The following is a 23,824-nucleotide window of genomic DNA, read 5'->3' on the forward strand; positions in this document are numbered from 1 at the left end:
ATCAGCAGCGAGCGCTCGTCGGGCCGCGCTCGCTGCGGCATTGCCAGGGTTTTCCCACCCCCCAACCCGCGTATCATCCCGTCACAAAATCTGAACCCACCCCACGCCCGACCACAAGTCACCCCCGCGTGCAAAGCCGCTTCAGATACCCGCACATACCGAGATACAACGACCAGCCAGATTCATGGCAAGGCCAGGCATGCCGGCTGTCCGCAGGATGGGACGGTGCCCGATGAGTTTTGAAGGAATAGGTTTTGACTAAGCGTAGACAGGTTGCAATCGTTGGTTGTTCGTACCGTTTTCCCGGCTCCACCGCTGCCAGCTTCTGGCAGAACCTGATGCAAGGGCGCGACCTGGTGACGCAGGTTGACGCTTCCCGTTGGGAAAAGGCCGAATTCCTGCACCCGGACAAAGCCAACCCCGCCACCAGCTATACCTTTGCTTCGGGCACGTTGGGCGACGTCAGTGCGTTCGATGCGGGCTTCTTCAGCATCTCCCCGCGTGAAGCGGCGATGATGGACCCGCAGCAGCGCATCCTGCTGGAAATGTGCTGGGAAACCTTCGAAAACGCCGGCGTCAAGCCGTCGAGCCTGCGCGGCAGCAACTGTGGCGTGTACCTGGGCATCGCCAGTGTCGAGCAGGCCTACCGGCTGGTCGATGACATGGCTTCCATCGACGGCGCCACCGCCACCGGCAACACCATGAGCATCGCTGCCAACCGGTTGTCGTTCTTCTACGACCTGCGCGGCCCGAGCATGGCCATCGATACCGCCTGTTCGTCGTCGCTGGTGGCCTTCCACCAAGCGTGCCAGGCCATCCTCAGCGGCGATGTGGACCAGGCGGTAACCGGCGGCATCAGCCTGCACATGCACCCGTTCGGTTTCATGATCTTCTCCAAGGCCACCATGCTCTCGCGTACCGGCCGCTGCCAGTCGTTCGACGAGAACGGCGACGGCTATGCCCGCTCCGAAGGCGGTGGCCTGTTCCTGCTCAAGGACTACGACCAGGCAGTGGCCGATGGCAACACCATCCTGGCGGTAGTAGCGGCCAGTGCCGTAAACACTGACGGGCGCAAGTCCAGCCTGACCCTGCCCAATGCCGACGCCCAGGCGGCGCTGCTCAAGCACGCCTACGCCAAGGCAGGCATCGAGCCCGGGCAGATTGATTACCTGGAAGCCCACGGCACCGGCACTTCGGTAGGTGACCCGATCGAAACCCGCGCCATCGGCGAGGCGCTGGCCCAGCTGCGTGGCGCCGGCAACCCGCTGCCGATCGGCTCGGTGAAGAGCAACCTCGGCCACCTGGAGGCGGCTTCAGGCGCGGCAGGCCTGATGAAGGCGCTCAACTGCCTGGCCCAGCGCACCGTGCCGGCCACCATCGGCGTCAAGGCGCTGAACCCGAACATCCCGTTCGCTGACCTCAACCTGCAGGTCGTCACCGAGCCGTTGCCACTCAAGCCTGAAGGCCAGTTGACCATTGGCGTCAACTCGTTCGGCTTTGGTGGTGCCAACGCCCACGTCATCCTGCAAAGCCCGGAGCCGCAACTGGCTGCGCCAGCACGAAACGAAGCCAAGCGGGTGCCGCTGCTGCTCAGCGCCAAAACCGCAGAGGGCCTGCGGGCCACGGCTGAGCGTTTTGCCGCCTACCTGGCCGAGCATGGCGAGGCCGACTACTACGATGTGGCCTACCAGGCCACGTTCCGCCGCGACGCCCACGCCCATCGCCTGCTGCTGGTCAGCGACAACGCTGCCGAAGCCGCCCAGGCACTGGATGATTACGCCCAGGACCCGACCTTGAGCGAACTCAGCGCCGTGCTCGAAGCCGGCCAGGCGCTGGAGTCGGCCAGTGGCCCGGTGTTCGTCTATTCCGGTAACGGTTCGCAATGGCAAGGCATGGGCCGGGCAATGCTGGGCCAGCCGCTGTTCGCCGCCGCCATCGATGAAGTGGACGCGTTGTTCCAGCCGCTGGCCGGTTATTCGCTGCGCGCCGAGTTGCTGGGCAACAATGGCGAAGGCCGCTACGCCAGTACCGAAATCGCCCAGCCAGCGCTGTTCGCCCTGCAAGTGGCAGTCACGCGCGTGCTGGCCGCCGAAGGCATCCAGCCCGTGGCGGTGATCGGCCATAGCGTGGGTGAAGTGGCGGCAGCCTGGGCCTGCGGAGCGCTGAGCCTGGAAGATGCCACCCAGGTCATCTACCACCGCAGCCGCCTGCAGGGCCTCACCCGAGGCGCCGGCCAGATGACCGCTGTTGGCCTTTCGGGTGAAGCCACTGCTGCGCTGCTGGCCGAACTGCACCTGGAAGGGCGCGTGGTGGTTGCCGGTGAAAACAGCGCCCGGGGCGCCACCGTGGCTGGCGACGTCGATGCCCTGGCCGTGCTGGAAGAAACCCTGGCCGAGCGCCAGGTGTTTGCCCGCCGCCTGGACCTGGACTACGCCTTCCACTCACCGGCGATGAACCCCATCGAACAGGCGGTCATTGCCGACCTCGCGCACATTCAGCCACGCGCCACCCACATTCCGTTCTATTCCACCGTGGTTGGCGGCGAACTGGCCGGAGAGCGCCTGAATAGCCACTACTGGTGGCAGAACATCCGCTTCCCGGTACTGTTCCAGGGGGGGCTTGACGCTTTGGTGCGCAATGGCCTGAACCTGTTCGTGGAGGTCGGCCCGCACCCGATCCTGCGCAGCTATGTAACCGACGTGCTGGCCCAGTGCGAACAGGCCGGCCAAGTCGTGACCACCCTCAAGCGCAACGACCACAGCCCGCAACTGCTTGAACGCAGCGTGGCGCGCTTGCTGATCGCTGCAGCCGAGCCCCAGTGGCAAGCGCGCTTCCCGGTGGCCGGGCGCCCGGTGCGCCTGCCAAATTACAGCTGGCAACGTGACCACTTCACGCTGCCGGTCAGCGCCGAATCCCACGGCACCCTCAACCGCGAGCGCGTGCACCCGCTGCTGGGCTACCCGCTGCCCGACCAGCCCCTGACCTGGGAAAATCGCCTCGACACGCAACTGTTCCCGACCCTGGCCGACCACAAGGTGGGCGAGTCGGTGCTGTTCCCCGGCGCAGGCTTTACCGAACTGGCCCTGGCCGTGGCGCAACTGCACCAGCCCGGCGAATTCGTCGATATCGAAGAGCTGGAAATCCACAACCCACTGCTGCTGGCAAGCGATGGCAGCAAAAAGGTACGTGCCCAGGTTGAAGAGGCCGACGGCACCCTGCGCATTGCTTCGCGCAGCCTGGCCCAACACGAAGATTGGGTGCAGCACGTGGTTGCGCGCCTGCCGGGCGAAGCCTGCGGCGTGATGCTGGGTGGCCGTGCGCCAGCCCTGCCACGGCGCCCGGCGGACTTCACCGGTGAACAGCACCTGGCCCTGACCTGTGCGGTGGGCCTGAACTACGGCCCGGCCTACCAGACCGTCGCCGCCGCCTGGGTGGAAGAGGAGCGGGTACTGGCCCAGCTCACCGTGCCGGCGGCCATCGAGCCGGAGCTGGCCAGCCTGCACCTGCACCCGGCGCTGCTCGACGGCGCCTTCCAGCTGATTACCGAGCTGCTGGCCAGCCGCCCAAGCCGCAACCCGGGGTTGGCGTTCATCCCGGTCAAGCTGGGCCGCATCGCCTTCACCAAGGCCGGCGGCGTGCCGGTGCTGGCAGAAGTGCGTCAACGCAAGCGCACCGAACACTCGCTGCTGGTGGATGTGACGCTGTTCGACGGCAACGGCGATGCCGTGCTGGCGATCAAGGAAGCGCGCCTGCGGGCCGTGCGCCTGCAGTTTGACCGCAATGGCGAAATCAAGCGCCTGGCTCACGTTGGCTTGGCCGCACCGGGGCACGTCGTGCCGGTGCAACGCCATGCCGTGGCCGCCGCGCCGTTGGCCGCTGCCCTGCAGGGCCTGGCCGACGAGCCGGCGCAAGTGCGTTACCTGACCGAGGTCGAGCCGTTGCTCGATGTGCTGTGCGCCAGCTTCGTGCTCGACCTGGTCGAGCAGGCCGGTGGCCGCGTCAGCGCCGAACAGGTGGCCGTGTGGTCGCAAGGGCAGGGCGATTTCGTGGCCACCTTGCTGCGCCACGCCGAGCAGGATGGCGGCCTGGTGCGCGGCGCCGATGGCAGCTGGCAGCTGGCCGACCTGGGCGAGCGCCCGTCTTCCGAAGCCATTTGGCAAGAGCTGTTCCAGAGCTACCCCGAATACTTCCAGATCATTCACTCGGTAGGCCGCATCGGCCGCCACCTGCGCGCGCTGCTGGATGCCGAGCAGGCCCTCGACAGCCTGCTGCCGCGGGAAACCAGCGGTGCCAGCCTGGCGCGCCTTGTGCTCGGCGCAGCCGGCCAGCAACGCCTGCTGCAAGGCATCGGCCAAACCTTGGCCGAGCGCCTGGCACAGCTGCCAGCCGGCCAGCGCCTGCGGGTGCTGGAGTTTGGCTTTGGCGGGCCATCGTTCGCCGAGCTGCTGTATGCCGGGCTTGATTTCGACCGCATCGATTACCTGTACTGCGTGGCCGAGCCAGAGCTAGAGCAACGCCTGCGCGACGACTGCCCGGCCCTTGACGTGCTGGGCCACGCGCAACTGGCCGAGGCCGGCAGCTTTGACTGGGTGCTGGTGCCCACCGACCTCAGCGCCCTTGGCGCAGTGGGCGATGCCGTGCGCCAGGCCAGCGCGCAGCTCAACCCCCGCGGCCAACTGGCTTTGCTGGCGCAGTACCCCACGCGCTGGGCCGATTTTGTGTTCGGTGCCCAGGCAGGCTGGTGGCTGGCCGGCCCCGAGCAAGCGCTGTCGCGTCAGCAAGGCCCGGCGTTCTGGAACCATGAACTGCAGCGCCATGGCCTGGCTGCACTGCGCACCCTCGATGCCTTGCCGGGCGATGCCTGCGGCAGTTACCTGCTGCTGGCCGACAAACCTGCCGCCGCGCTGCCCGCTGCCGCGCCAGCGGCTGTACAGCGTTGGGCGTTGCTGGCCGAGGGCGGGCAGAGCGCGGCTGAGCAACTGGCCGCGCAACTGCGCGAACATGGCCAGCAGGTCAGCCTGCTGCACCCGGGTGATGCCGCCGCGCTGGCTGCGCAACTCAGTATCCTCGACCAGGCTCCAGAGCACGTGCTGCACTTGGCCGGGTTGGACAGCACTGTCGGCCTTGATGCCCAGGCAGAGCGCTGCTTGCAGGCTGCTGCGCTGGTGCAGGCCTGCGAGGCGCTGAACATTGCCCCGCAATGCTGGCTGTTCAGCCGCGGCGCCGCCCAGCACCTGTATGCTGGTGACAGCGCTGCCAATGTCGACGCCATCGCCGATGCCGCCTTCTGGGGCTTTGGCCGTACCCTGGCCAACGAGTCGCCAGCGTGCCGCATCCGCCTGCTGGACCTGGCCCACGATGCGGCAGTAGCGGTGGCGATCCCGGCCTTGCTGCACGCCGACGGCGAAACCGAGCTGGCGCTGGACGCCCAGGGCCGCCGCTATGTGCCACGCCTGCGCGTGCTCGGCAGCGTCGCCCCGGCCCAAGCGCAGGGCGAACAGTGGGTGTGCCTGGGCTTCGACCTGCCCGGCCAGTTGCGTAACCTGCGCTGGGAAGTGCGCGAGCCGCGCCTGCCTGCGGCCGACGAGCTGGACATTGCCGTACGCGCCACAGGCCTTAACTTCCGTGATGTGATGTTCGCCCTTGGGCTGCTGAGTGACGAAGCCATCGAAAACGGCTTCTCCGGCCCTACGCTGGGCTTTGAGTTTGCCGGCGTGGTGCAAGGCAAGGGCGCCGAAGTGCTGGGCGACTTTGCCCCGGGCGACCGCGTGGTAGGCTTTGGCCCGTGCAGCTTTGCCAACCGTCTGGTGACCAACGCCAACGCCGTGGCGCGTATTCCGGACGGCATGTCGTTCGAAGCGGCGGCAACCATCCCTAGCACCTTCTTCACCGTGTATTACGCGCTGCATCACTTGGCGCGCCTGGAGCCGGGCGAAAAAGTGCTGATCCATGGCGCTGCCGGTGGCGTGGGCATCGCCGCCATCCAGATCGCCAAATGGCTGGGCGCCGAGATCCACGCCACTGCCGGCAGCGACGAAAAACGCGATTTCCTGCGCCTGCTGGGCGTGCAGCACATCTACGATTCCCGCTCGCTGGCCTACGCCGACCAGGTGTTGGCAGCCACCGATGGCCGTGGTGTCGATGTGGTGCTCAATTCGCTCGCAGGCGAGGCCATCAACCGCAACTTCCGCGTGCTCAAACCCTTTGGCCGCTTCCTGGAACTGGGCAAGCGCGACTTCTACCAGAACACCCGCATTGGCCTGCGCCCGTTCCGCAACAACATCAGCTACTTCGGCATTGATGCCGACCAGCTGATGAGCGAACGCCCGCAGCTCACCCGCCGGCTGTTTAGCGAAATGATGGCGCTGTTCCAGCAGGGCATTCTGCACCCGCTGCCGTTCCGCGAATTCGACGCCAATCAGGTGGTCGAGGCCTACCGCTACATGCAGCAGGCGCGGCAGATCGGCAAGGTGGTGGTCACTTACGGCAACCCCATCGAGCAAACCGTTGACACCCGCACCCGGCCCCCGCGTGCGCTTCAGCTGGCGGCTGATGCCACCTACCTGGTCACCGGTGGCCTGGGCGGCTTTGGCCTGCGCACCGCGCAGTGGCTGATCGACAAGGGTGCGCGCCACCTGGTGCTGCTGGGCCGCCGTGGCCCGGACAGCAGCGAAGCGCAGCCGCAGCTGGCGCTGTGGCAGGCTCAGGGCCTGGACGTGCAGGCCGTGGCCTGTGACATCACCGATATCGCCCAATTGCGCGGGGTGTTCGAACGCATCGCCGCCAGCCCATGGCCGCTGCGTGGCCTGGTGCATGCCGCCACCGTGATCGACGACAGCCTCATCCGCAACCTCGACGGCGAGCAGCTGCGCCGCGTGCTGCAACCCAAGGCCAAGGGCGCGCAATACCTGCACGAACTGACCCAAGGCCTGGCGCTGGACTTCTTCGTCATGTTCTCGTCGGCCACCACCCTGTTCGGCAACCCCGGCCAGGCCAACTACGTGGCCGCCAACCACTGGCTCGAAGCCCTGGCGCGGCACCGCCACGCCCAAGGCCTGGCCGCCACTGCCGTGCTGTGGGGCGCCATTGACGATGTGGGCTTCCTGGCCCGCAACGGCCAGATCAAGGACGCCCTGCAAAGCCGCATGGGCGGCGCCGCGCTGCGTGCCGATGCAGCCCTTGCCCAGCTTGAAGCAATGCTGCTGGACGGCGAAAACGGCCATGGCGTGCTGGAGCTGGACTTCAAGGCGTTGTCGCGCTTCCTGCCCACCGCCAACACGCCGCGCTTCAGTGAGCTGGCCCGGGCTCACGGTGGCGACCAGGACGATGACAACGACGGTGAAGACATCCAGCGCATGCTGGCCGAGCTGGACGATGCCGAGCTGTTGGAACGCTTTGCCGACATGCTCAAGCACGAAGTGTGCGAAATCCTGCGCCTGCCCGCCGCGCGCCTCGACAGCCAGCGCCCGCTGCAGGAGCTGGGCCTGGACTCGCTGATGAGCGTGGAGCTGGTGGTTGCCCTGGAGGAGCGCTTCGGCATTCGCCTGCCGGTGATGGAACTGAGCGAAAGCTCCAGCATCGACAAGCTCAGCGTACGCCTGCTGGAACTGTTGCGTGGCGAAGCCGCCAATGCCGAGCCGCAACTGGCGCAGAACGTGCTTGCCCGCCACGGCAGTGAATTCAGCGCCGAGCAGGTGGCTGAGCTGAATGCCGAGCTGGCCGATGCCAGCGTGGCCCCCCACCGTTTGATTGAGTAAGCCCCCGACATGACCGCACGAACCCCTACCGGCCTGGGTGGCGACACCAAGCAACGCCTGATCCAGCAAGCGCTGGCCCGCCGCAGCCAAGGCGCTGCCGGCGAGGCCGGCGGTGCCACCCTGGAGCAGGCGCAGCAAGCGGCCTTGAAGGTGCCCGAAGCCTTCTACCGCTTCGATCAGCACCCCGGCTACCAGCAATTGCGGGTGATGCAGCAAGGCGCCGCGCGGCTGGGCTTGAGCAACCCGTTCTTCCGCCTGCACGAAGGCACCGCTGGCGCGCAGACGGTGATTGGCGAGCGCGACTACCTGAACTTCGCCAGCTACAACTACCTGGGTTATTCCGGCCACCCGCGAGTGGCCGAGGCGGCCAAGGCCGCCATAGACCGCTATGGCACCTCGGTGTCGGCCAGCCGTCCGGTGTCGGGCGACCGCCCGCTGCACCGCGAGCTGGAGCGTGGGTTGGCCGAGCTGTATGGCGTGGACGATGCCGTGGTGATGGTCAGTGGCCATGCCACCAATGTCACCACCATCGGCTACCTGTTCGGCCCACGTGACCTGGTGGTGCACGACGAACTGATCCACAACAGCGTGCTGCAGGGCATTCAGCTGTCAGGTGCGCGCCGCTTGAGCTTTGCCCACAACGACTGGCAGGCGCTGGATCGTTTGCTGGGCGAGCAGCGCCAGCATTTCGAGCGCGTGCTGGTGGTGGTCGAAGGCATTTACAGCATGGATGGCGACTACCCCGAGTTGCCCCGGTTCGTGGAGCTCAAGCGCAAGCACAAAGTGTTCTTGATGGTCGACGAAGCGCACTCGCTGGGTGTGATGGGGGCGACCGGCAAAGGCATTGGCGAGCACTTCGGGCTGGCTGGCGATGACGTGGATATCTGGATGGGCACGCTGAGCAAGACGCTGTCCAGTTGCGGCGGCTACATTGCCGGCAGCACCGCGTTGATCGAGCACCTGAAGTTTTTGGCACCGGGCTTTTTGTACAGCGTGGGCATGCCGCCGGCGGTGGCGGCGTCTGCGCTGGCGGCGTTGCAGTTACTGGCCGAGGACCGTGAGCGGGTGGCCCAGGTGCAGGCCCGTGGCCAGCTGTTTTTGCAGTTGGCGCGTGAAGCGGGGCTGGATACCGCGACCAGTACCGGCCTTGCGGTGATCCCGGTGATTACCGGCAGTTCGTTCAAGGCGGGGCGCTTGTCCAGTGCGCTGTTCGAGCGCGGGATCAATGCCCAGCCGATTCTGTACCCGGCAGTGCCGGAGCAGGCGGCGCGGGTGAGGTTTTTTGTGTCGTGTGAGCACTCCGAGGAACAGATTCGGCATACCGTGGCGGTGGTGGCCGAGGAGATGGCGCGGTTGGGATGAATTGAGAGCTGGCGCCGCTGCGCGCCGCATCGCGGATGAATCCGCTCCTACAATTTCGCGCTCTCCTGTAGGAGCGGATTCATCCGCGACGCGGCGCGCAGCGGCGCCCAAAGCTCAAATATGCGGCCCCTCATACGCATTCAACTGCTCAACAAACCGCCAATGGCTCTTCTTGTCGAACCCCATCAGCCTCTTCAGCCGAATGTCCCAACGCATGTGATGGTTGGCAATCCACGGCAACGCAAACAGGTGCGCCCCACGCCACGGCAGGAACGGGTTGCGCCGCAGGCTGGCGTAAATCTCCACCCGGTGGCTGGCATGCCGGCTGGCGCAGCGGGCGTGGAAGCCTGAGGTATCCGCCACCACCAGCGTATTGGCCGGCACCGCGAAGCGCCGTGGGGCAGGCAGGCCGAGTGCGGCCAACTGGGGCTCGTCGATGCGGAACGAACCTTCGCGGTGCATCTGCTCGGGCGAACGCGCCGCGTCCAGGCTTTGGCGATATTCCCACGCCAGGCGCTCCGGGGTCAGGCGGTGCGAGCCTGGCACATAGCTGAACGGGCCTTGGTCATCTTCCACATCATCCAGGAACAACCACGCCTTGGCGGTGGGGTGGAAGGTGTCGGCATGCAAGCGGGTTTGCGGGTCCTGGTCGGCATTGGCAGCGTCGATCACGATCGACTGCAACTGGTAGGTGATGCCACCCGTGTTGGATGATGCATAGGCAATCAGGTCGCGCACGCCCTGGTCGGCCACGAACGCGGCGCTGGCCGGGTTACGCGCCAGCACGTCCTGGTCGAGGCTCACGCGCCGGGTGACGGCACGGCCCTGGCGCATTTCCCAGCCAGTGCTGCGCAGCGCACCCAGCTCGGCGCGCAGGGCGGCGAACTGCTCGGCGGGCAGGGCGTTTTCACGGATGAAAAAACCGTTTTGCTCGAAATGCTCGCGTTCACCGGCATCCAGGCGCGCAGCCAGGGCGCGGCGTCGGTAGCTGGCCATGGCCATCGCCAATTGACGGCGTTGCACGTGCAGGCCCCAGGCATTGAGCCGGGCGCTGCCGAGCACCGGGTTGTTCTCGAACGATTTCGCGTGGGTGCCCAGTTGCAGGCAATGCCAGGGGAGCGCGGCGTAGCGGCCGATGTCCTTGATCGAAACAGGCATGGTCTAGTCCTTTGATGGGGCCAGTGGCCGGCCGCAGCCGAGCATGGTCCAGGTGTAATTGAGCAGCGGCGCCACTCGCGGGTGCTCGGCCAGCCGCGCGGGGCGGGGCGTGGCAAGGCAGGCGAGGGCGTGCCAGGCATCGCAGGGCAGGGCTTGCTGGGCGTCGGCATAGCGCGCATAGCGCAACAAGGCGCCGGCCACCAACTGGTCCAGAGTCAGGCGCCGGGTGCGGCGCGGCAGCGGCTGGTGGTCGTGGGTCAACCCCCAGCCGGCATAAAATGGTGTGCCGTACGTGACCACCGGCAGGCCGCGCAGCAGCGCTTCAAACCCGGCGGTGGAGCTTAACGTGTGCAGCTCGTCGACTTGGCCATACAGCCCGGCGATGTCGGCCCCGGCCAGCACCTGGTCGGCAAGTGTGGCCAGCTGCTCGGCAGGCACATGGCCCTGGCGTTTGCCCGCCTCCACGTCCGGGTGCGGTTTGTACAGCACCCAGGCGTGGGGCAGCGTTGCACGCACCTGCTGCAGCAGGCGCAGGTTGCAACCGGCGCCGCCACCACTGCACAGTGCGGACGCGTCGTCTTCCACCTGGCCAACCACCAGCACCCGGCGTTGGCCGGGTTGGCCCAGGATGGCGGGCGACTGGCCATGACGCAGGTTGAACTTGCTGGTGCCGCTGGCGACGATACGTTCGCGCAATCGGGCGGCCTGATCGAGGCTGGCCGCGTTGAACTCGCCGGTTTCCAACAGGTGTTCCAGGTCGCTGCCGGAGCCGGCGTTGTAATGGATGCCGCCCCGGTCAAGCACCAGTGACAGCGCCGGGCTGTTGTTCACCCCCAGCCCGGTGGAGCGCATGAAGCCGTCTTCCACCCGCCAGACCGGCACCCCGGCAGCCTCTGCACGCTGGGCAAGCCCGGTTGGCTCACGTGCCGCCCACACCAGCAACCGGCCTTGCTCGGCCGCCACTTGCTGCACCAGTTGCGGGCTGTCCACGGCAAAGCGCAGTTGGCCCCAGCGGCTGGCAAAGAAGCGGCGGATGTTGTGCTGCTTGTGGCGCTTCACCCCCAGCACGGTGGTAGGCCCGGCGAACTCGGCATCGCGGGCCTTTTTGCGTGCCAGCTGGTGCGCCACGGTGAGGGCGTCAGTGAGCGCGCCGGTCAACGGGTCGACATAGCGGCAATAGCGGATGTAGGCCGCTGCCACCAGTTGCGTAAGGTCTGGCCTGGCACGGCGGCGGGGGATGGCCATGCGGTCGTCGGTCAGGCCCCAGCCCGCGTAGAACGGCAAGCCAAAGCAAGTCACCGGCACCCCCTGAATCAACGCTTCCAGCCCGGCCTGGCTGGTGCCGATGTACACCCGCCGCGCCCGTTTGGCCAGCGAAGCCCAGGCCACCGGCCGCGCCTCCAGCGTCACGCCGCGTGCCTTGGCCGCGGCCAGCAGGCAGCTGGGCTTTTGCCCGCCCAGGCAGTCGGGGTGGATGCGCACGCGCACATCGGCGTCGGGGTTTTCCGCCAGGGCGGTATCGAGCATGCGCACGTAGTCTGCCTCGCACAGCCCGCCACCGGGGATGGAGTAGTCACCGGCCGTTTGGTCAACCACCAGTACCAGCGGGCGCTCGCGGCCCAGCGGGTCATCCGCGGGCAAGTCGGGGGCATTGTTGTACTTGCCGATGCCGCTGCTGCGCATCAGGGCGATCAACTCGGTGGCACAGGCCAGCTCTTGCTCCGTGAGTGCCTCGGGCTGCTGCAGGATGTTTTCCAGTAGCGAAGGGCGGTCGGCCAGGTAATGGATGCCGATGGGGTCGACCACCATCGACATTGGCGTGTCGCCTTCGATGCCCAGCGAAGACGAACGCAGAAAGCCGTCTTCCAGTGCTATGTACGGCAAGCCCCAGCGCTGGCACAGCACGCGGGCGTGGGCCGACGACTGCTTGTAGCCGATGCCGGCGATGGCCTTCAGGCCATTGGGCTTGCGCGCACCACGGCGCCACAGCCAGAAGGGCGGGCCCTCTGGCCCAAGAAATTGCGGCAGGTGCAGCACCTTCCACGCCACCCATTGGGACATGATGCCAACCCAGCCTGGCCCTTCGACCAGCGATTGCAGTGGTGTGCTGTTCATGGCAGTGTCCGCGACATGTTGCGCACCGGCGGGAACGGCACCCAGCGTTCACGCCGCAGTGCAAAGCCGTTGTGCAGGTAAAGGCGCTCGGCCCGCGCGTTGCCCAGTGGCACTTCCAGTTCGACGTTGTGGAAGCCTTGCCCCGCCGCATGGGCGCAGCATGCCTGTACCAGGGCCGCACCCACACCCCGGTTGCGCGCCACTTTGGCCACGCGCAGCCCGTACAGCAGGAATGGGTAACGCCACTCGCGCACCTCGCTGAGGCAAAAGCCGACAAACCGCACCGCGCCGCTCAGCACACCAAACTCGCGCACGAACGGGCGCCACTGCAGCCCGAACGGCCCGCGCCGCCGGTGCTTGAACGCGGCAAAGCCCACCGGCTGTTCGCCGTCGAAGGCCAGCAGCACGCGGTCCCAGTGAATGGCCCCGGCCAGCAGCCGGAAGCGGCAGTCGGTGTCGCCGATCAGAAACGCCAGCGAGCCACGCCCCTGGGTAAGCAACTGTGCCAGTGCAGGGTCTGTGGCACGTTCCTGTGCCAGGTCCGATCCCAGGACGATGCGCAACACGGCCTCAGGCAACCCCGATTGCCGCCGAGCGCGGTTGGGCGCCGGTGGCGGGGGCATGAGCATGGGCCAGCAACGTACTGGCCAGTGTCTCGACGCCGACTGCACGGGGTTGACTGCCCGGCTGGCGGCGGTTGCACCACACGAAGTAGTCCGTGTCGCCAGCCGGCTCGCCGATGGCCTGATATACCTCGGGCAGAATCGGTACATGGTCGCCAAAGAAGCACAGCAGCGCCTCGTTGGGCTGGGCCAGCAGGGTTTCGCGCAGCATGCCCAGCATGCGGTCGGCGTTGGCGATGTGGCGCAGGTAGGGCGCCAGGTCTTTCATGCCGGGTTGCAGCGGACGGTCGAACCAGGTGGGCAGTTCGTGATCGGCCACGCTTTCGAGATGCAACGGGCCGTGGTTTTCCATGGTGATGGCATGGATGAACAGCGGCTGGGTGCGGTCGGCCTGCAGCAGTTCGCGAATCTTGTCGGCCACGGCGCAATCGCCAATGAACGGGCCGGCCTTTTGCGAGGCGTTGAAGGCGCGTACGTCGATGAAGTCGTCGAAGCCCAGGGCTGGCAGTACCTTGTCGCGGCCGTAGAAGCTGCCGTCATAGGGGTGGATGCACACGGTGCGGTAGCCCTGCGCCTTGAGGTGCGCGGCAATACTGGGCAGGCCTTGGCGAGCCAGTACCCGGTAGGGGTTGAAGCGGTGTACACCCAGCTGGCTTACCGGGATGCCGGTGAGGTAGGCGAACTCAGTGCGTACGGTGTTGGCGCCCCAGGCGGCGACTTGCAGCTTGCCGTGGGCCAGGGATTCGCGGGCCAGTTGGTCAAACTGGTTGAGTGTTTCCGGGCGGATGCCGGGCCACAGGGAGCGGGCGTCGAAGAAAGATTCGCTCTGGATGGAGACCAGGTCTGGTTTCATCGCCGGAACTGCGCGTGCCCCTGTAGGAGCGGATTTATCCGCGATGAGGCCCGCCCTGGCAAACGGCGACCCCAACCCATCCCGGTCCACTTTCCCCCGCGCTGCCCAGAAATACCTCCACAGGCTGGCCGCCAACCCCCAGTCCCGCACATCCTTTTCCGCGTCGAACGTCGGTTGTACCTGCCGCCGCCCAAGGCGTACCAAAACCAGGCCGATAGCCAGCGAAAGCAACCCCTCGCTGCGATTGCCTGGCACCTCGAAACTCAGCCCGGCCCACAAGTAGCAAAGGAACGCCAGCGCCAGCACCGCAGCCTTGCCGAAGCCGAAGTACGGCAGGTACAGCCGTGGGAACCGTACCATGTCAATGAAGTATTCAAAGTCTGCGCACACGAACGGTTCACGCAGCGACTCGTACTTGGTGTTGCTCACCAGCACGATCAGCAACCACAGCAACAACAGGTTGATGCCGGTGAACAGCGGCCGGCCGGTAATGCCGTAGAGCACCTCGAACGCCACGCACCACAACCCCACATGCAGCATCCAGCAACTGAGCGGGCGGCGCAGGGAGGGGCGTGGCACCAGCAGGCATTCGATCAGAATGCTCAGGCCAAGGCCAATGACAGCAACCGGTAAAAGAGGAACATCAATCACTGTACTTCAGCCCACGCAAAATCATCGAAGAAAGCCACTGCGGGATCAGCCCCAGCAGCCAGGTGCCCAGGTTGAGCGGGAAGGGGAAGCTGATACGCGCCTGGTTGGCTGCCAGCCCGCGCTTGATGCGCTTGGCGGCTTTTTCGGCAGTCCACAGGAACGGTTTGGGCCCGGGCATTTCGAAACACATCTTCGACTCCACATAGCCCGGCACGATCACATTCACCTTCACCCCTTCCGGCGCCAGCCAGTCGCGGATTGCCTCGCCATACACGCGGATCGCTGCCTTGCTGGCGCTGTAGGTGGGCGTAACGGGCAGGCCGCGCCAGCCGGCCAGCGAGCTGAACAGGCCGATTTGCCCGTGGCCACGCGCACGCATGGCAGGCAGGGCAGCCTCGACGGTGGCCAGGGCGGCCATCACGTTCACTTCCATCAACGCGCGGCTGTCGTCCCAGCATTCGGCTTCGCCGTTGGCGCCCACGGCGGTATTCAGGCCGGCGCCCACCAGCACCAGGTCGGGTTGATGGGCTTCGCTGACGCGGCGCACCATCGCGCGCAAGGCGTCCAGGTCGCGTACGTCCAGGGCCTCCAGCAGTACGGTGGCGCCCAGGGCGCGGCATTGCTCGGCCATTTCGCCCAGGCGGTCCTGGCGACGGCCCTGCAGGATCAGCGTCACGCCCGGTGCGGCGTAGGCCGGCGCCAGTGCGCCGCCGATGCCGCCGGTGGCGCCGGTAATGAGGATGCAGCGCGGCGAAGCAGTGTGGTTCATAGGTATTTTTCGATTCTTGAGGTTTTGGCCATCAGCACTTCCAGGCAGTTGGCCACGGCCATGTCCATGCCGCAGCCGGTATAGAACCCGCCGTTGACCTGGGTGGTGTGGATGACCGTGTTGCGAAAACGCTGGAACAACGTGTTGTCGGGCGCCTCGGGCTGCTGCCAGAAGCTGTCCAGCCCACCTTGGTGGGTCAGCCCCGGCATGGCGTAGATCGGCTCAGCCAGGGTGAAGGTGGGGCGGTGGTGCAGGATGGCCGATGCGCCGGCGGTGCTGTTGACGGTAATCATGCCGGCGATGTGCGACAGCAGCGTGGGCATGTGACCGCTTTCCATGAAGTGCACGCGCTCGGCCACGTCATACTTGGCGGCCAGCCGCTCCGTGACTTTGCGGTAGTTGACCAACCCCGGTGTCAGCGGGTGGTTCTTGATCAGCAAGCGTGCATCGAACGGGGCGTTGAGCGAGAACGAGTCGATCACGTGCTCGATCACCTGCTCCATGTTGGCGAACGCCGAGTGGTCACGGATTTGCGAGTCGCTGTCCAGCTGCAAGGGCAGCAGGAAGGTCGGGTGCCGTTCGCGGGCCACTTCGGCCACCAGCGCATCGTCGTGCACCCGGGCGCGCAGCAGGCGCAGGCCCTGGCGAATGAAACCCGCGTATTCGGTGGCCGCACTGAAGGGCGCGTGGGTACGGTAGCGCGGGTAGCACAGCGGGTTGAGCATACCGCCTGCGTGGTACAGCACATCGTGGGTGGCACGGGCGGCAAACGACAGCTTGAAGGCATTGCCGTTGTTGTAACGCGGGATGTGCTTGCCCACCTCGCGGTACCACTGCGGGTCACGCGGCAGGCGCGAGTGGTTGTTCACCCCGTCGCGCTCCAGCGTCACCCAGTAGGGCCGGAAGTAGCCTTCTTCGAACACATGCACGCGCACGCCATGCAGGCGCGCCAGCTGCACCGCCGGGCGATGCACCGGGCGGCAGTCGCCGAACAGCACGATGTCGGTGATGTCCAGTTGGCGGAATACCTGGGCGTACCAGGCGCTGATGTCTTCGGCGCGGTGCGGGCAGCTCAGGTGAGGGCCGCTGGCGCCGTACAGGGTGTCGCCCATGTTGAAGCGCACGCTGTGCACCCGCTGGCCGATGCCACGCAGGGCTTGGGCCAGGCGCGCGAAGAACGGTGAACTGACGCCTTGAAGAAAGAGAAAATTATGGGTCGGGATACGCAGCAGCGGACCACGTGCCGACCTTGCTGTCAGTTGGTCGGGCGCATCCAGCCCAACAAACTGCTCAAGCGTCGTTTCAAGTCCTGCCATCGGGAGGTAGCTCCTTGCTGGGGTAGCGCGTGCCAATTCTGAAGTTCGTACAGCGTCTGTTCTGCAGTGGTGAAGCGGTTGGTGATGCGGCTTACGTAGGTGGGGTAGAGCAGCAGCGTCCCGGCCACCAGCTCATCCAGGCTTAGTTGCCGTGAGCGCCGGGCCTGCACATGCAATTGCAGGTCCATGTCGCGGGTCAGCCCCCAGCCGGCGTAGAACGGCTGGCCGTATGTAGTCACCGGCACCCCGCGCAGCAAGGCTTCGAAGCCGGACTGCGAGGTGAGCACATGCACTTCGTCCACCACTTCCAGCAGTTGCTGCAGTGGCGTGTCGCCGATCACTTCATCGCACCAGTGCACCGTTTGTGCTTCGTCATCGCCCCGCGCGCGGGTGCCGGCCAGCACTTCGGGGTGCGGCTTGTACAGCACCCAGGCGCCGGGGTTGTGCTCGCGCACGGCGCGCAGCAGTTGCAGGTTGCTGCGGATGCGGTTGCCACCGAAGCGGATCGACGCATCGCCTTCTACCTGCCCGGTAACCAAAACCACCCGCTCGGCCGCAGCCGGGCGTTGCCAGCTGGCGCCGGGCAGATTGTATTTGGTAAGGCCCGAGCGGCAGATGACCTGGCGCAGGTCGGCGGCGCGGGCGAGCAGTTCGGGGGTAAAGGTTTCGCTGGCCAGGATGCGTTCCAGCCGCGAGGGGCGGGTGGCGTCGTAATAGATGCCCAGATCGTCCACCACCCACGACAGCGGGCGCGCCTTGCCGGCACCCAGGCCGACCGAGCGCAGGAAGCCGTCTTCCACACGGTTGACCGGGTGGGGGTGGCCATCAAGGTCGTGGTCATGTTTGCAGCCCCACGACACCACCGGTAAGTCGCGGGTGAGCGGTTGCTCGGCCTTGACGAAGCGGATGGCCGCACCGTTGAAGAACAGGTCGGCCAGCGGCTCTTTCCAGCGGCTGAAGCCCAGCATTTGCACACTCCCCGGCAGCACGCTGCGGTGGCGGCGCTGCAGGCCCAGCCAGCGGATCAGTACCTCCGGCGAGCACGACGTGCCGCGCTCGGGGCACACATAACGCGGGTAGGCTACCAGGCTGGCGTGCACCAGTTGCGCCAAGGGCACCGGCTTGCGGCGAGACGGGGCGGGCAGGCGGTCGTCGGTCAGGCCCCAACCGGCATAAAACGGCATGCCCCAGGTGTGCACCGGTACTCCCCACAACAGCGCGTCGAAGCCCAATTGTGAAGTCATCACGAATACCGCGCGCATGCGCGGCAGCAGCTCGGCCGGGTGAATGTTGCGGGCCAGCACCTGCACACGCGGGTGGCCGGCAAGGGCCGCCAGGTCAAAATGCCCGGCCTTGCGCCCTGCCATCACGTCGGGGTGCACCTTCAGCAGAATCGTGCTGTACGGGTAGCGCACCAGGGCGGCGTCGAGCATGGCCTTGAAGTCATCGGCCCCGGCGCCTTGCAGCGAGGCATCGGCGCAGGTCTGGTCGGCCACCAGTACGCAATCGTCTGGCAACAGCGGGTGCTCGATGCGGGCGTCGTTGTATTTGGACACCCGCTGCTGCTGCCACAAGTCACGCAGCGCAAGCGCGCGAGCCGTTTGTTCAGCATTGAGTGGCGTGGCAATCAACTGCTCCAGCCGCGAAGGCTGGCTGGCATCGTAGTACACGCCCACGTCGTCGACGATCAGCGACAGCGGCGGCTCATCGGCACCCAGCCCTACAGACCGCACAAACCCGTCTTCCAGGGTGAGCACTGCCTTGCTCGCCTTGCGTGCTTCGGCCATGGCCTTGATCGCGCTGGGCTTGCGGCCCCAGGCCATTACCCAATCGCTGTGGGGAACGTCACGCACGGCACCATTGTGCAGCGCGTAATCGGGCAGCAGGGCGGGCAAGGTGGTGATGCGCTGGGCGCCCTTTGACAGGACCAGCAAGCGCGGGCGGGGTGACGCGTCGTCCATAAGCGAAAAGCGGAGTTCCGTACCAGAAAAAGGAGAGCAGGACCGGCCAAGGGATCCAAAATTCAGCGCGCGGAATCTTAATACAATTTCACATTTCGGGTTCGGCTTTTAGAGACTTTATCTATAAAGAAATTAGACATTGTGCGGAAATGCCGACGGATGGCATCAGAATGACATCAGTTCGCGTTTGCAGGGGATTATGTGACGAATCACTACGTTGCATGAATCTGGTGAATTTTTTCCGAACTTTGTCACCGCCGCTATTCTCGTAAACAGGGTTCGTCATTCGAATTACGTCATGGAGACCTCCCGCATGCATAAACGCAACCTGCTACGTCACACCTGCCTCCTCGCCCTGATGGGCGCCCCTTTCGCGGCAAACGCCGCCCCCAGCACCGAACCACGGTTTGTCATTGGCGCACTGGGTGCCTATGACGAATTCACCTTCCATGGCGGCAGGCAGTCGCAAAGCGAACACGTAGGGGAGGGCGGTATCTTTGCAAGCTTCGGCAACAAGATGACAGCGGAGGCCGGCCTGGTGTACCAGGTGGGTGCAGAAGGCAAATATGCCGAGCGTGATGATTACAAGTTCAAGGATGCCCGCGCAGCGGTGGACCTGGGCTGGCGCGTGGCGATGGATGCCCGCAACTTTGCCGACGTGATTGTGGGGGTGGGGTATACGTGGCAGCGCTTTGAGCTGGTGTCGCACAACCTGGACACCGACCTGACCTACAAATCGCCCTTCGCCAAGGCGGCGTTGGGCTACAACCACCAGTTCGACGCGGCCACCCTGCGCGTGGAGGCTGGCGTGCGGCATACCTTCGATGGCCGGGTGAAGCTGGATGTGGAAGATTTTGGTGACGACACCGGCGACATGAAAGACCGCACCAACCCCTATGCCGAGGTGACGTTGCTGATGAACCAGCAGGGGGATTTTCCGATTCAGGCGGGGGTTTACTACATTCGGTCCAACTACGAGCTGGATGATCAATCGCTGCTGGCGGATAACACCGAGCTCAAGCGCAACGAGTACGGAGTGAAGCTGGGGATTGCGTTTTAACGGTGATGGCGCGCGCCGTGCAGGCGGCGCGCGGTTTACACCCCCACATTCCTCATGGTTGATCTCCACGCCCCGAAGTCGCTAAGGTCGCGGCCTTGATCCACATGAGGCAACCATGGGCTACCTGATAATCGTCGCGCTGATCCAGGCGTTTTCCTTCAGCCTGATCGGCGAGTACCTGGCCGGGCACGTCGACAGCTACTTCGCCGTGCTCGCCCGCGTGCTGCTGGCGGGGCTGGTGTTCCTGCCACTGACCCGCTGGCGCCAGGTCGAGCCGCGCTTCATGCGTTCGATGCTGCTGATTGGCGCGTTGCAGTACGGCATCACCTACGTCTGCCTGTACCTGAGCTTTCGCGTGCTCACCGTGCCCGAAGTGCTGCTGTTCACCATCCTCACGCCGCTGCACGTGACGCTGATCGAAGACGCTCTGAACCGGCGTTTCAACCCATGGGCGTTGCTGGCCGCATTGGTGGCGGTGGCGGGCGCGGCGGTGATCCGCTTCGACACCATCAGCGGCGAGTTCTTCATCGGCTTCCTGCTGCTGCAATTGGCCAACTTCACCTATGCCGCGGGGCAGGTGTTGTACCGCCACCTGGTCGCGCGCCACCCCAGCGACTTGCCGCACTACAAGCGCTTTGGCTACTTCTACCTGGGCGCCCTGATCGTCGTGCTGCCGGCGTTCCTGCTGTTTGGCAATGCCCAGCACCTGCCCACGACCGATGTGCAATGGCTGGTGTTGCTGTTCCTGGGGCTTTGCCCGACGGCGTTGGGGCTTTACTGGTGGAACAAGGGCGCCTGCCTGGTTTCGGGCGCAACCTTGGCGGTGATGAACAACCTGCCTGTACCGGTGGGCCTGCTGCTGAATTTGCTGATCTGGAACCAGGACGAGCCGTTGGGCCGGTTGTTCATTGGCGGGGCGGTGATTCTGGCGTCGGTCTGGATGAGCCGGTTGGGGACACGGCGCGGTCAGATAAGCCATGACGTAACTAGCTAAGACGCGTTCGTTACTGAACCCAAACCCCGCCGGTGCCTACCCGATAATCATGAAAATGAATCGGGAGACCGGCGTGAAGCTAGAAACGCGAAGTATCGAATTTGTCCCACACGCTGAGCGTTATGGCACGCCGAAACGACTGTTCACCATCTGGTTCAGCTCCAACTTCCAGATAACCGCGCTGATGGTCGGCACCTTGGGCGCCGCTTCGGGGTTGAGTTTTGGCTGGACGTTGCTGGCCCTGCTGGTTGGCAACCTGATCGGCACCGTGTTCATGGCTGCGCACTCTGCCCAGGGCCCTCATTTGGGTGTGCCGCAGATGATCCAGAGCCGGGCGCAGTTCGGCGTCCATGGTGCGGCGATCCCGTTGCTGGTGATGGTCACGGCGGCGGTGCTGTTCCTGGCCGCCAGCGGTGTGCTGATGCGTGAGGCCCTGCAGGCGCTGGTGCCGATGAGCGATGGCCAGGCGATTGTGGTGGTCGGGGTACTGACCTTCATCATCGGCTTCATTGGCTACGAACTCATTCACCGCCTGGGCGCGTGGATGAGCTTGCTGTCCACGCTGGTGTTTGCCGGGGCTTTGCTGCTGATCCTGCTGCACCCAGGCGACAGGGCCGCAGCGTTAGGTACCGGCTTTTCATTCACCGCCTTCAGCCTGATCGTGGCCCAAGCCGCCTCCTGGACGCTGGGCTACGGCCCCTATGTGGCGGATTACTCGCGTTACCTGCCGGCCAACGTCAACCCGCGCGCCACGTTCTGGGCCACCTACGGCGGTTGTGCGTTGGGCTCTTTCGCCATGATGGCATTGGGTGCGCTGGTGGCCGTGGAACTCCCCGCGGCGCTGGGGCACGACCCTGCAACGGCCATTGCTGCGCTGTTTGGCTCTTGGGCACCATTGGCGCTGGCGGTGATTGCGCTGGGGGTGATCCAGTACAACGTGCTGTGCCTGTACAGCGCCTACATGTCGGCGGTGACCATTTTTGGCGCGTTCAAGCCCATCACCCACGTCACCGCGACGGCCAAAGCGATGGTCATGGCTTGCCTGACCACAGCTGCAACGCTGATAGCCATTGCCACCCAGTACCATTTCGACACGTTCTTCGCCGACATCCTGATCGGCCAGCTGTACCTGCTGATTCCGTGGAGCGCGATCAACCTGGTGGATTATTACTGGGTGTGCAGGGGCCGCTATGACGTGGGGGCTTTGTACGACTGCAAAGGGCGTTACGGCCGCTTCAATCGGCGCACCCTGGCGGTGTACGCCGTGTCGATCATTGGCACGATCCCGTTCATGAAACTGTCGTTCTACACCGGCTTCGTGGCCGAGTGGCTGGGCGCGGACATCAGCTGGGCGATGGGCCTGATCCTGGCCGGCGCGCTTTACTGCATGGTCCACAGCCGCGCAAGCAAGCCGCTGCCCACCCCCTTGAAATACGACCCCCTGTAGGAGCGGCTTTAGCCGCGAAAGGGCCGCAAAGCGGCCCCGGCATTCTAAACCCGCGTCCATCTTTATTTGCCTGGGCTGACTCTGTGGGCGTCTTGCTTGCCGGTGCGATTTACCCGTGCAAAAGACACCGTGGTGGATGGCACCGGCTGCGCCGGTGATCGCGGGTAAACCCGCTCCTACACCGATCGCATCCGCTGAGACGCGCGCGATATCAGGTGAGAATGGGCTTATCTCGCGAATGGGCATCAGTTGCTCCCGCAGGTATTTCGCAATGCTCAGGAGAAGGAAATTCCTGTAGGAGCGGCCTTGTGTCGCGAAAGGGCTGCAAAGCAGCCCCAGCGATTTCAGACCTCACTCACCTCTTCTAGGCGGCGCGTGATGGGTTCTAAAGGCGCCCGCCCCGCCAACCCCACCCGCATGTCATTCCCACTCGGCTGCTGATACAAACTCAACCCAAACTCCGGCAGCACCGCCAACAGATAGTCAAAGATATCCCCCTGAATCCGCTCATAGTCGGCCCACACGGTGGTAGTGGTGAAGCTGTAGATCTCCAGCGGCACGCCCTCGGCACGGGTTTGCATCTGCCGCACCATGCAGGTCACCGATTACTATCTACACACTACTACCTACTCGAGTGATTTCGGGCAGAAAGCCCCCTAGGTTCTGTACGAAAAGCCTTGATACTTTTTCATGCTGCGTTGAAAACAGCCTTGCCTGACCTGCGTCTCAAGACTTTTCGTACAGAACCTAATGGCTAAAAAATCAGATTTTGCCTCTTTTTTGTAGGACGTTTCCCAAAGATACTGTCAGCCATTGTGGTGTCATGAGTCGCCCTCTAGTCTCAGCCGGTCGTTGCCATTCAACGACCGGCTTTGACAGGCCGACTCAAATTACAATCCTCAGCTTTGCCTTCAATGGCGGCTGTGCGTGGGGCGCCTTCGGGTGCGCCGGGTTTCTCAATTTGACCGGTCTGTCAACCCGTGCACAGCTGCCACCCTTTGTTTGACAGCAAATGGTGGTGGTCCCCAGCCACAAATTGAGGGTTACACCATGTTGAAGATAGTCCCCGATCCACCGTTCAACCTCCATTCCCTGGAAGACACGCTGCTGATGGCTGCGGACTACGCACTCTGCGCAGAAGCCGTCGCTCAGCAAGCGCGATTGATGCAGCCGAAATCACCCGTCTCGGTTTTGATGATGACGTCGATGCACGAACTGGAAACCCTTCGCAGGTTGCTCGAGTCAGCGTTAGCTCAAGTTCAAAAGCCAACGGATGCACAGCCGCTGCATTAGTCCGCGCCATGATTTGCCTGGGCCGTTGGCTTACCGGTGACGCGCCAGCCCAGGCATCAACAATTTCAGGGAGAAGAACTCGTGGCCACCGAAGAAACTCATTTCACTGTTGGCAAAACCACCTTTTACCAAGGTGAAAATCAGACCCATCCATTGTTCCGCATCGAGCCCGGCATCCCTTGCCAGAGCGCCCGAGAACAAGCCTCAGAATTGATGGGCTACGCTCGTGACCTTTCCATTGATGGCCTGATGGATGACAAACCCCAGCTACTCTGGGCCTCGCACTACCTCTGCGCTCTAGCCAAGGCACTGCTAGACGATGCTGAACTGGGTATGATGAAGAACGCCTGAAACAGCCAATGTGCCGCTCTCCTTTTGTTTTGCGGTGTAGTTGTTGGCCTCTTCGCGGGTAAACCCGCTCCCACAGGTCGGAATTCCTGTAGGAGCGGCTTCAGCCGCGAAAGG

14 protein-coding genes and 1 pseudogene are annotated in these 23,824 nt (G+C 64.7%); 7 read left to right on the forward strand and 8 right to left on the reverse strand.

What is annotated here, in order from left to right; genetic code table 11:
- Positions 1–254: 254 nt before the first annotated feature.
- Both PVV54_RS06900 and PVV54_RS06905 read left to right on the forward strand, forming a co-directional pair.
- Positions 255–7,757, forward strand: a complete 7,503-nt coding sequence (locus tag PVV54_RS06900) for a type I polyketide synthase (RefSeq protein ID WP_274909217.1) — start codon at positions 255–257, stop codon at positions 7,755–7,757.
- 9 nt (positions 7,758–7,766) lie between these two features.
- Positions 7,767–9,119 carry an aminotransferase class I/II-fold pyridoxal phosphate-dependent enzyme gene (locus PVV54_RS06905; protein WP_274909218.1) on the forward strand — a complete coding sequence of 451 codons (1,353 nt, stop codon included), beginning with the start codon at positions 7,767–7,769 and terminating at the stop codon, positions 9,117–9,119.
- Positions 9,120–9,233: 114 nt separating this feature from the next.
- On the opposite strand, the gene PVV54_RS06910 is transcribed toward PVV54_RS06905, so the two are convergent.
- From PVV54_RS06910 to PVV54_RS06940, 7 genes are read right to left on the reverse strand one after another with little or no spacing between them, the layout of a single operon-like run.
- Positions 9,234–10,277: a phytanoyl-CoA dioxygenase family protein gene (locus tag PVV54_RS06910; RefSeq protein ID WP_274909219.1), complete on the reverse strand. Its 1,044-nt coding sequence runs from the start codon at positions 10,275–10,277 to the stop codon at positions 9,234–9,236.
- A 3-nt stretch (positions 10,278–10,280) separates the two neighbouring features.
- Positions 10,281–12,392 (reverse strand): capsular polysaccharide biosynthesis protein, encoded by a 2,112-nt coding sequence (locus PVV54_RS06915; RefSeq protein ID WP_274909220.1) that lies wholly within the window; start codon positions 12,390–12,392, stop codon positions 10,281–10,283.
- Complete coding sequence (locus PVV54_RS06920; protein ID WP_342456606.1) at positions 12,389–12,958, reverse strand: GNAT family N-acetyltransferase; 570 nt, start codon at positions 12,956–12,958, stop codon at positions 12,389–12,391. The genes PVV54_RS06915 and PVV54_RS06920 overlap by 4 nt, the downstream gene beginning before the upstream one ends.
- Before the next feature lie 4 nt (positions 12,959–12,962).
- A complete protein-coding gene (locus tag PVV54_RS06925; RefSeq protein ID WP_274909222.1) occupies positions 12,963–14,519 on the reverse strand; it encodes an LTA synthase family protein in 1,557 nt (518 codons plus the stop codon).
- Positions 14,512–15,288: an SDR family NAD(P)-dependent oxidoreductase gene (locus PVV54_RS06930; RefSeq protein WP_274909223.1), complete on the reverse strand. Its 777-nt coding sequence runs from the start codon at positions 15,286–15,288 to the stop codon at positions 14,512–14,514. The genes PVV54_RS06925 and PVV54_RS06930 overlap by 8 nt, the downstream gene beginning before the upstream one ends.
- On the reverse strand, positions 15,285–16,604 hold the full coding sequence (locus tag PVV54_RS06935; protein ID WP_274909224.1) for a capsule biosynthesis protein: 1,320 nt from the start codon (positions 16,602–16,604) through the stop codon (positions 15,285–15,287). The genes PVV54_RS06930 and PVV54_RS06935 overlap by 4 nt, the downstream gene beginning before the upstream one ends.
- Entirely contained in the window at positions 16,544–18,565 is a 2,022-nt protein-coding gene (locus PVV54_RS06940) for a capsular polysaccharide biosynthesis protein (protein WP_274909225.1), read from the reverse strand. The genes PVV54_RS06935 and PVV54_RS06940 overlap by 61 nt, the downstream gene beginning before the upstream one ends.
- A 313-nt stretch (positions 18,566–18,878) precedes the next feature.
- Here PVV54_RS06940 and PVV54_RS06945 point away from each other — a divergent pair, with 313 nt between their 5' ends.
- From PVV54_RS06945 to PVV54_RS06955, 3 genes are all read left to right on the forward strand, one after another.
- The gene (locus PVV54_RS06945; protein WP_274909226.1) at positions 18,879–19,625 is read left to right on the forward strand and encodes an outer membrane beta-barrel protein; all 747 of its coding nucleotides are present in this window, start codon (positions 18,879–18,881) and stop codon (positions 19,623–19,625) included.
- Between the two features lie 115 nt (positions 19,626–19,740).
- Positions 19,741–20,619 carry a carboxylate/amino acid/amine transporter gene (locus tag PVV54_RS06950; protein ID WP_274909227.1) on the forward strand — a complete coding sequence of 293 codons (879 nt, stop codon included), beginning with the start codon at positions 19,741–19,743 and terminating at the stop codon, positions 20,617–20,619.
- A 73-nt stretch (positions 20,620–20,692) separates the two neighbouring features.
- Entirely contained in the window at positions 20,693–22,066 is a 1,374-nt protein-coding gene (locus PVV54_RS06955; protein WP_274909228.1) for a purine-cytosine permease family protein, read from the forward strand.
- A 344-nt stretch (positions 22,067–22,410) separates the two neighbouring features.
- On the opposite strand, the pseudogene PVV54_RS06960 reads toward PVV54_RS06955, so the two are convergent.
- A pseudogene (locus tag PVV54_RS06960) lies at positions 22,411–22,671 on the reverse strand (mechanosensitive ion channel family protein); the annotation flags it as partial.
- 445 nt (positions 22,672–23,116) lie between these two features.
- On the opposite strand from PVV54_RS06960, the gene PVV54_RS06965 reads away from it, so the two are divergent.
- Together PVV54_RS06965 and PVV54_RS06970 are read left to right on the forward strand one after the other, a co-directional pair.
- The gene (locus PVV54_RS06965; RefSeq protein ID WP_274909229.1) at positions 23,117–23,359 is read left to right on the forward strand and encodes a hypothetical protein; all 243 of its coding nucleotides are present in this window, start codon (positions 23,117–23,119) and stop codon (positions 23,357–23,359) included.
- Between the two features lie 81 nt (positions 23,360–23,440).
- Positions 23,441–23,710: a DUF3077 domain-containing protein gene (locus PVV54_RS06970; protein ID WP_274909230.1), complete on the forward strand. Its 270-nt coding sequence runs from the start codon at positions 23,441–23,443 to the stop codon at positions 23,708–23,710.
- The last annotated feature ends 114 nt before the right edge of the window (positions 23,711–23,824 follow it).

It is taken from the genome of Pseudomonas sp. PSKL.D1, assembly GCF_028898945.1.
In the GTDB taxonomy this organism is placed as follows: Bacteria; Pseudomonadota; Gammaproteobacteria; order Pseudomonadales; family Pseudomonadaceae; genus Aquipseudomonas.

What these genes read in the sequence shown, in the direction of transcription:
- PVV54_RS06940 (WP_274909225.1), bottom strand. Translation starts at nt 18,565, where the DNA reads ATGGACGACGCGTCACCCCGCCCGCGCTTGCTGGTCCTGTCAAAGGGC.
- PVV54_RS06905 (WP_274909218.1), top strand. Translation starts at nt 7,767, where the DNA reads ATGACCGCACGAACCCCTACCGGCCTGGGTGGCGACACCAAGCAACGC.
- PVV54_RS06950 (WP_274909227.1), top strand. Translation starts at nt 19,741, where the DNA reads ATGGGCTACCTGATAATCGTCGCGCTGATCCAGGCGTTTTCCTTCAGC.
- PVV54_RS06910 (WP_274909219.1), bottom strand. Translation starts at nt 10,277, where the DNA reads ATGCCTGTTTCGATCAAGGACATCGGCCGCTACGCCGCGCTCCCCTGG.
- PVV54_RS06915 (WP_274909220.1), bottom strand. Translation starts at nt 12,392, where the DNA reads ATGAACAGCACACCACTGCAATCGCTGGTCGAAGGGCCAGGCTGGGTT.
- PVV54_RS06945 (WP_274909226.1), top strand. Translation starts at nt 18,879, where the DNA reads ATGCATAAACGCAACCTGCTACGTCACACCTGCCTCCTCGCCCTGATG.
- PVV54_RS06935 (WP_274909224.1), bottom strand. Translation starts at nt 16,604, where the DNA reads ATGGCAGGACTTGAAACGACGCTTGAGCAGTTTGTTGGGCTGGATGCG.
- PVV54_RS06930 (WP_274909223.1), bottom strand. Translation starts at nt 15,288, where the DNA reads ATGAACCACACTGCTTCGCCGCGCTGCATCCTCATTACCGGCGCCACC.
- PVV54_RS06965 (WP_274909229.1), top strand. Translation starts at nt 23,117, where the DNA reads ATGTTGAAGATAGTCCCCGATCCACCGTTCAACCTCCATTCCCTGGAA.